This is a genomic window from Mesorhizobium sp. WSM3864 (assembly GCF_002294955.1).
GTDB lineage: Bacteria > Pseudomonadota > Alphaproteobacteria > Rhizobiales > Rhizobiaceae > Mesorhizobium.
In genome coordinates, this window is sequence record NZ_NSGD01000032.1 from 18,282 (window position 1) to 27,382 (window position 9,101).

5 protein-coding genes are annotated in these 9,101 nt (G+C 64.8%); 4 read left to right on the plus strand and 1 reads right to left on the minus strand.

The features are described from left to right. Nucleotides 1–85: 85 nt before the first annotated feature. From clpB to CK215_RS29235, 4 genes are all read left to right on the plus strand, one after another. The gene (gene clpB, locus CK215_RS29220; RefSeq protein ID WP_095832983.1) at nucleotides 86–2,692 is read left to right on the plus strand and encodes an ATP-dependent chaperone ClpB; all 2,607 of its coding nucleotides are present in this window, start codon (nucleotides 86–88) and stop codon (nucleotides 2,690–2,692) included. 182 nt (nucleotides 2,693–2,874) lie between these two features. Continuing rightward, nucleotides 2,875–3,234, plus strand: coding sequence for an MmcQ/YjbR family DNA-binding protein (locus CK215_RS29225; protein ID WP_095832984.1), 360 nt, complete (start codon nucleotides 2,875–2,877; stop codon nucleotides 3,232–3,234). A gap of 130 nt (nucleotides 3,235–3,364) precedes the next feature. Further along, nucleotides 3,365–4,879, plus strand: a complete 1,515-nt coding sequence (locus CK215_RS29230) for a L,D-transpeptidase family protein (protein ID WP_095832985.1) — start codon at nucleotides 3,365–3,367, stop codon at nucleotides 4,877–4,879. 242 nt (nucleotides 4,880–5,121) lie between these two features. Further along, complete coding sequence (locus CK215_RS29235) at nucleotides 5,122–6,678, plus strand: MFS transporter (protein WP_095832986.1); 1,557 nt, start codon at nucleotides 5,122–5,124, stop codon at nucleotides 6,676–6,678. Here CK215_RS29235 and CK215_RS29240 read toward each other — a convergent pair. Continuing rightward, nucleotides 6,675–8,654: a M23 family metallopeptidase gene (locus CK215_RS29240; RefSeq protein ID WP_095832989.1), complete on the minus strand. Its 1,980-nt coding sequence runs from the start codon at nucleotides 8,652–8,654 to the stop codon at nucleotides 6,675–6,677. The genes CK215_RS29235 and CK215_RS29240 overlap by 4 nt on opposite strands. Nucleotides 8,655–9,101: the final 447 nt, after the last annotated feature.

Consider the following 9,101-nt stretch of genomic DNA (forward strand, 5'->3'; position numbering starts at 1 on the left):
AACAGGACTCGGCTCGAATGAGCGGGTCCGTCACCGCAATCTGATCCGGTGCCGCAAAGCGGGCCGGTGATGGAAGGAGACATACATGAATACGGAGAAATATTCCGAGCGCGTGCGCGGTTTCATCCAGTCCGCGCAGACCATGGCGCTCTCGCGCAACCACCAGCAATTCACTCCCGAACATATGCTCAAGGTGCTCGTCGACGATGACGAGGGCCTTGCCGCGTCTCTGATCGAGCGCGCCGGCGGCAGCATTCGCGACGTGAAGCTCGGCGTCGAGGCGGCGTTGGAGGCTATGCCCAAGGTCGAAGGCGGCAACGGCCAGCTCTATCTCGCCCAGCCGCTTGCCAAGGTGTTTTCGACCGCAGAGGAACTGGCCAAGAAGGCCGGCGACAGCTTCGTCACCGTGGAGCGGCTGCTGCAGGCGCTCGCCATGGAGAAGTCGGCGAAGACCGCCGACATCCTGGCCAAGGCCGGTGTCACCGCGCAGGCGCTGAACCAGGTTATCAACGATGTCCGCAAGGGCCGCACCGCCGATTCGGCCAGTGCCGAGCAGGGCTACGACGCGCTGAAGAAATACGCCCGCGACCTGACCGCGGATGCGCGGGCGGGCAAGCTCGACCCGGTCATCGGCCGCGACGACGAGATCCGCCGCACCATCCAGGTGCTGTCGCGCCGCACCAAGAACAATCCCGTGCTGATCGGCGAGCCCGGCGTCGGCAAGACGGCGATCGCCGAAGGCCTGGCGCTGCGCATCGTCAATGGCGACGTGCCGGAATCGCTGAAGGACAAGCGGCTGATGGCGCTCGACATGGGCGCGCTGATTGCCGGCGCCAAGTATCGCGGCGAGTTCGAGGAGCGGCTGAAGGCCGTGCTGTCGGAAGTCACTTCCGCCGCAGGCGGCATCATTCTGTTCATCGACGAGATGCACACACTGGTCGGTGCCGGCAAGGCCGATGGCGCGATGGACGCCTCGAACCTTTTGAAGCCTGCACTGGCGCGCGGCGAGCTGCACTGCGTCGGTGCGACCACGCTCGACGAATACCGCAAGCATGTCGAGAAGGACGCGGCGCTCGCCCGCCGCTTCCAGCCCGTTTTCGTCGACGAGCCGACGGTCGAGGACACTGTCTCGATCCTGCGCGGCCTGAAGGAGAAATACGAGCAGCACCACAAGGTGCGCATCTCCGATTCGGCGCTGGTTTCGGCCGCGACGCTTTCCAACCGCTACATCGCCGACCGTTTCCTGCCGGACAAGGCGATCGACCTGGTGGACGAAGCCGCATCGCGGTTGAGGATGCAGGTCGATTCCAAGCCCGAGGCGCTGGATGAGATCGACCGCCGCATCATGCAGCTCAAGATCGAACGCGAGGCGCTGAAGGTCGAGAAGGATGACGCCTCGAAGGACCGGCTGACCAAGCTGGAGAAGGATCTGGCCGACCTCGAGGAGCAGTCGACCGAGCTGACCGCCAAGTGGCAGGCCGAAAAGCACAAGCTCGGCCTTGCTGCCGACCTGAAGAAGCAGCTCGACGAGATGCGCAACGAGCTGGCGATTGCCCAGCGCAAGGGCGAGTTCCAGCGCGCCGGCGAGCTTGCCTACGGCAAGATCCCGGAGCTGGAGAAGAAGCTCAAGGAAGCCGAAGCCCAGGACGGTAAGGCCGGCATGGTGGAAGAGGTGGTCACGCCTGACCACGTCGCCCATGTCGTGTCACGCTGGACCGGCATTCCGGTCGACAAGATGCTTGAGGGACAGCGCGAGAAGCTGCTGCGTATGGAGGACGAGATCGGCAAGCGCGTCGTCGGCCAGGGCGAGGCGGTGCAGGCGGTCTCCAAGGCCGTGCGGCGCGCCCGTGCGGGTCTGCAGGATCCGAACCGGCCGATCGGCTCGTTCATGTTCCTGGGTCCGACCGGCGTCGGCAAGACGGAGCTCACCAAGGCGCTCGCCGCCTTCCTGTTCGACGACGAGAGCGCCATGGTGCGCATCGACATGTCGGAGTTCATGGAGAAGCACTCGGTCGCCCGGCTGATCGGCGCGCCTCCCGGCTATGTCGGCTATGAGGAGGGCGGCGCGCTCACCGAAGCGGTGCGGCGCCGGCCCTACCAGGTCGTGCTGTTCGACGAGATCGAGAAGGCGCATCCGGACGTGTTCAACGTGCTGCTCCAGGTGCTCGACGACGGCCGGTTGACCGATGGTCAGGGCCGCACGGTCGACTTCCGCAACACGCTGATCATCATGACCTCCAATCTCGGCGCCGAATATCTGGTCAATCTCCGCGATGACCAGGACGTCGATGCCGTGCGCGACGAGGTGATGGGCGTGGTGAGAGCCTCGTTCCGTCCGGAATTCCTCAACCGCGTCGACGAGGTGATCCTGTTCCACCGGCTGCGCCGCCAGGATATGGATCGCATCGTCGAGATTCAGCTCAAGCGGCTGGAGAACCTGCTTGTCGATCGCAAGATCACGCTGTCGCTCGATCACGATGCGATCGAGTGGCTGGCCGGCAAGGGCTACGATCCGGCCTATGGCGCCAGGCCGCTGAAGCGGGTGATGCAGAAGGAACTGCAGGATCCGCTGGCGGAGAAGATCCTGCTCGGCGAAATCCTCGACGGCTCGACCGTCAAGGTCACCGCCGGTTCCGATCGCCTGAACTTCCGTTCGAGGCCGACGGTGGTGGCGGCTGAAGCCGCCGCCTGAGTCGAGCCGGGGCATGTGACCGGAGCCATTCCAGGAAAAGCGCTTGGCGGTTTTCCGTCCGAATTGCGCAAACAAGGATACGAGGAGCGCGTCGCATCCGGCAGGGGCGGCGCGCTCTTGCTTTTCCACAGCGCCCTGCTGCAGAACCGGGCTTGATTGCGGGTCCCGGAGGGCCGATTCCAATGAAGCTCGAGGACTATAACGGCTTCTGCGCCACGCTGCCCGCCACGACCCACGTCGTGCAGTGGGGCGGGGCTCACGTCTGGAAGGTCGGCGGCAAGGTGTTCGCGATCGGCGGCCACGACCGGGAGGGCGAGGTCTTCGTTACCTTCAAATGCTCCGACATGGCCTTTGACGTGCTGAAGGAACAGCCGGGCTGTCGGCCCGCGCCCTATTTCGCGTCGCGCGGCATGAAATGGATCCAGCGCCAGACAAGCCAAAGCGTGGATGATGCCGCGCTGAAGGACTACCTGCGCGAAAGCCACCGCCTGGTCGTGCTGAAGCTGACGAAACTGGCGCGCAGCGAATTGGGGCTGCACTGACATTCGGTTGGGAACGCCGGAAATCCGCCATCTTCATGCCCGGTTCATATTGGAGCCTTAGTTTTGGTAACTGGTTTGCTGGCGAAGGGTTCGCCCAGCAAGACCGAGCCGACCGGAGAGCCTGACCCACATGCTGCGCACGATCTTTTCCCTTTCGGCACTCGCGGCCGGGCTGGCGGCTTCCGGCGCGCTCGCAGCGCCGAGTCTGGAAGGCGCGCAGAAGACGGTTCGGCCCGCTCAGCACGGCGCGCTCCTGCTCGCCCAGGACGGCAATATCGACATCTACTACGATGCCAGGGGCAACCGGGTGCTTGTCGATGCCGATACCGGAAAGGTTATTGCCATCCAGCCGCCGCAGACCAGGCTCGATCGCCGGGCGCTGCGCCGTCAGCTGCGGATGCAGGAACTCGGGCGTGCGCCCGTCGAGGACGACGACCGCTATTATCTTGACGATCCCGACGACATGGCCCGCTTCCGCCGCAGGCAGCTGGACGAGAACGGCCGGTATATCCCGCCGCCGGTCGACGACTACGATTCCAACAGCGGCAATTCCGTCGAGGCCTATCCGCCGGCGCCGAACGACGAAGGGTATACCACAACCTATCCGGAGGCGCCAAAGTCCGACACCATCAAGCGCGAGCCGCTGAACGAAGCATCGATCGAACCGCACCCTGGGCAGGGGGACGTGCTGCAAGTCAATCCGGAGACCCAGGCCGCGCTGCCGCCGGACACGGGCGGCAAGGCCACCGTCGATCCGTCGCTTTCGCTCGGCGTGCGCCAGGACGTGGCCGAACTCCAAGTGCTGCTCGACCGCGCCGGCGCCTCGCCGGGAGTCATCGACGGCCGCTTCGGCTCGAATGTCGACAAGGCCCTGGCCGCCTACAACCAGATCACCGGCAGCAATCTGAAATCGACCGACTCGGCCGCCATCAAGGCGGCGCTCGCCCAGTCGGGGGGCGACGCCTTCGCCTCCTACACGATCACGCCCGAGGACGTGGCCGGACCCTATGTCGCCTCGATCCCGGAAGATTACAGCCAGAAGGCCAAGCTCGACCGCATGGGTTACACCTCGGTCACCGAGGCGCTCGCCGAGCGCTTCCACATGGACGAAGGCTATCTGAAGTCGATCAACAAAGGCCTCGACTTCAACCGTCCCGGGACCATCGTCAAGGTCGCCAATTTCGGCCAGTTGGTGTCGACGCCGGTTGCCCGCATCGTCGCCGACAAGGACAAGAAGGAGGTTTTCGCTTATGACGCGGGCGGCAAGCTGGTCGCGGCCTATCCGGCCACCATCGGTTCGGCCGACACGCCGTCGCCCACCGGCATCCACACCGTGTCGCGCATCGCGCTCGATCCCAATTACACCTATAATCCCAGCATCAATTTCAAGCAGGGCCAGAACGACAAGATCCTGACCATCCCGCCGGGGCCGAACGGTCCGGTCGGCTCGGTCTGGATCGCACTGGACAAGCCGACCTACGGCATCCACGGCACGCCCGATCCTTCCAAGATCGGCAAGACCGAAAGCCACGGCTGCGTGCGCCTGACCAACTGGGATGCGCGAGAGCTCGCCAAGCTGGTGTCGCCGGGCGTGACCGTCGAGTTCGTCGGCGGGTCATCAATCGATGATTTTGCGCAGCAATGAGCCGCGCAGGGCGGTTGCATAGATCCGCTGCATCACCAGGATGAACCCGCGCTGAGCAGCGGGTGATGAGGCATAGGCTGGCTCTCCCCCTTCTGGAATGACCGGCGGGAACCTAGCACGCGACGGCTCGTTTGCATTTACGATGGCTACCTTCCTGGCCATGCCGTCAGACCAAACTGGTTTCAGAACTGCAATCTTCTGGCTCGTTGTTACCGATACGCCGGAGAGCTAAGCAGGTTTTCATGCCTTCCTCGAGTGAAGCCACAGCCGATTCGCTTTCGACCGCGACGCGCGCGAACGACACCTTTTGCCCGCAGACGCAGCGCAAGTTCGTACTGGTCGCGGCAATCCTGGCCTCGGCGCTCGGCTTCATAGACGGTTCGATCCTGGCAATCGCCATGCCGGCCTTGCGCGTCGATCTCGGCGCCAGCCTGGCGGAAGCGCAATGGATCTCCAACGCCTATGCGCTGACGCTTTCGGCGCTGATTCTGGCCGGTGGTGCCGCCGGCGACCGATTCGGCCTAAGGCGCGCATTCGTGACCGGCATAGCGCTCTTCATCGCAGCATCGCTCGCCTGCGCCCTGGCGCCCAATCCGGCGGTGCTGATCGCGTTCCGCGCCATCCAGGGCATTGGCGCCGCCATTATGGTTCCGGGCAGCCTCGCCATCATCGCCAAGGCCTATCCGAAAAAGGAGCGCGGCCGGGCGATCGGCATCTGGGCCGCGGCCTCGGCGATGACGACGGCGCTCGGGCCGGTGCTCGGCGGGTTCGTGCTGTCGACTTTCGGCAACGGCGTCTGGCGCGCGATCTTTGCCGTCAACCTGCCGCTCGGACTGGTTTCGATCTATCTGCTGCTCGCCAAGATACCGGCGGACCAGCCGACCGAAAAGCGCAGCCTCGACCTCGGGGGCGCCGCGCTCGCCACGCTCGCCTTCGGGGCGCTGGCCTATGGGCTGACGGCGATGAACGCCGAGGGCGGCGGGATAATGGCCGGGCCGGCGATCGTCGCCGGCGTCGTCCTGCTTTTCATTTTCATTCTCTATGAGCGCTGGCAGCGCGAGCCGATGATCGATCTCGGCCTGTTTCGCATCGGGGCCTTCGCCGGCGCCAATCTCGCGACCTTCTTCCTCTATTTCGCGCTGTCGGCGAACCTGTTCTACCTGCCCATGGTTCTGATCGCGGGCTGGGGACTGAGTTCGGCCGAGGTCGGCTTCATCTTCCTGCCGCTGTCGGCATTGATCGCGCTGCTGTCGGGGCCGGTCGGCCAGTGGTCCGACAAGATCGGCCCGCGCCTGCCGATCGCCGCCGGCAGCTTGGTCGTCGCCATCGCCTTTGCCGGCATGGCCCTGCTCGCCCATGCCGGGATCCACAATTTCTGGACCGGGACCTTTCCGCTGATGGCGGTGATGGGGCTCGGCATGGCGCTCGTCGTGTCGCCGCTGTCGACGGCGATCATGACCTCCGTCGAGGACAAGGACACGGGCGCGGCATCCGGCATCAACAATGCCGTCTCGCGCATCGGCGGCCTGATCGCGGTGGCGGCGATGGGCTCGCTCGCGGCTTTCGTCTATGCGCGATCGACCGGCAGCCCCGCCGGCATGCCCGGTTTCGGCGAACCGCCGGCGTCCGGGCTCGCGGCCAATCTCGACGCGTTGAGGATTGCGGCAAGCGATTCGGCCTTTGCCGCTGTTGCCGCCGTCACGACGCTGCTTTGCCTGCTATCGTCGATCATCGCCTGGTTCACCGTGCCCGGACAGGCGCTGCCCTGGCCGCGGCAGACGGGCGATTCGCCGGATTAGTTGGGAAGCTGCGAATCGGTCTTGGCGCTGGCAACCTTCAGCGAATTTCCGTCTTCCTGCTTGAGCAGGTCGTCGATGCGCTCGCGCTCGCGCTTGAAGGCGACGAGATCGTCGCCCTTCAGCACCTTGCCGACCGGCAGGCGGACGCGCATCGGGTCGACCTTGGTGCCGTTGACGATCAGCTCGTAGTGGAGGTGCGGGCCGGTGGCGAGGCCGGTTTGGCCGAGATAGCCGATGACCTGGCCCTGACGCACGCGCACGCCCGGCTCGATCCCTTTGGCGAAAGCGCTCTGGTGATTGTAGGAGGTCTCGTAGCCATTGGCGTGGCGGATGATGATCTGCTTGCCGTAGCCACCGGCCCAGCCGACCTTTTCGACAACACCGTTGCCGGCGGCGATGATCGGCGTGCCGATGGGCGCGGCCCAATCGACGCCGGTGTGCATGCGCACATATCCCAGAATCGGGTGCCGGCGAGCGCCGAAACCGGAGCGGAACTTGCCGGCGGGCAGCGGATTGCGCAGCAGGAATTGCTCGGCGCTCGACCCGTTCTCGTCGAAATAGTCGGTGCCGCCGTCCTGCATCTGGAAGCGATAGAAATTGCGCGTCTGGCCGCCGAAGGTGGCTGAGACGTAGAGAAGCTCCGAATTGTCGGAGGTCTGGTCGTCGCCGTCGGGCTGCGAGAACAGGACCTCGAGACGGTCCGACGGCGAAAGCCGCGACTGGAAGTCGACGTCCGAGGCAAGAAGCTTGATCAGCTTCTGGGTCATCGATTTCGACATGCCATAAGAATAGGCGGCTCGATAGATGCCGTCATAGACGTTGGGCAGGTTGCCGCGCACCACCACCGGCTGCGAATCGTCGAACGCCGTCAGCAATTCGGGACTAGGCTCCGGCTCCTGCGCCGGCACAAACTGTCCGCGATCGTCGAGCGCGATGGTCACGATATGCGTGGTGCGGTCGTAAACGCTGGTGCGGACTACCTTGGCGACGTCGCCGCGCACCTCCAGACCGACGCGCAGCACCGTTCCGGCCTTGAGCGCCGTCGCGTTCAAGAGCTTGCCGATCGCTTCCGACATGCCGGTGGCGTCATCGCCGGTGTAGCCCGAATCAGCGAAGGCCTCAGTGATATCAGTGTCCTCGGTGAAAGGGATGATTTCCTCGGCGAAGGCCGGCGTCTGGTCGTCCGGCGTGGCGCGCGGCGCCACCGAGACGTTCTCCGGCGTGATCTTGACGTCGTAGGAACCCGCCATGCTCTCGGCGAAGGCGTCGCCGAAGCGCTGCGGGTCGACATAATGAAGCGCCGCAACCTGAACGGCGCCGTCGCTCAGGCCGTTGCCGGCTTCGCGCACCACCTTTTCCACCTCATCGGCGGAGAGGTCGCTCTTTTCGTCGAAGGATGCCGTCTCGATCGGGAAGTCGACCGTCTTCAGGCTCATCTCGCTTTCGACCTTGGCGCCATAGATCTGGCCGGCGACCGCCGTGGCGGAAGCCGGCTGAGCGTTGTCGTCGCCGTCGTCGCCGAAGACCTGCATCGGGTCGAATGGCGGGTAGGGACGGCTGGTGGTGTGACCCGCCGCAAGCGCCATCTTGATCTGCACGAACGGCATGGTGTGGATAACGTCGCGGTCGCCGACCTTGGTGACCATCGATACTTCCATGCGCCGGCGGTCCTTGGCCCTGGCGATCTGGCGCGGCGCGACCAGCCTGGTCGTCTTGGCCTGCTCGCCGGAATCGTCGCCGCCGCTGGCGAGGTTGATGAGCTCGGCGATTTCAGGCGGCGTCGCCAGCTGCTGGCGACCGTCAAGGGCTGCGAACAAGGCCACGCCCATCAGCACGCTCGAGGTCACCCCGGTCAGGAACGTGCCCGAAAGCCAACGTGCCGAAACCTCGCGGCGGTCAGGCGGACCGCTGCGGCCGTCCGCGATCAGCGGCGGCTCGTTGCCGAGTTCGGCTATGACATCTTCCGTGTCTGGCATCCAGAAAGGCTGCTTCTTCCCCGGGCGAAACGGCTTGTCGTTGTTCGTTGCGGCCATGACATTTGCCTGTCGCAGCCAGTGAAGTCAAACGAAGCGGCAAGCCGGGGCCGATATCCCCAATCACACGTCTCTTAGAAACGCGGCTCCTGTCGTCTGCGGTCGAGGCTCTCACGCGTACGCGGGCGCCTTGCTTGTATGTCCGGTGTCCGACCGCAATGCGGCGGCAATAGGGCTTGGTGCGGGTGGCTGCGGGCGTGCCGCAGGTGCGGTTGGCTGGCGAAACATAGCCGTCGAAAAATTTGTCGCAAAAAATTCAAAAAAGTTCGAAATCGGTGTTGACGGTTCGAGTAACCCCCGACTATATACGCCCCACCAACGAGGGCGGCGCGCCGCTGGCGGCCGAGAAGTTCGCTTCTCACTCTGCCCTCTGTGAAATTCAAGAGAGCC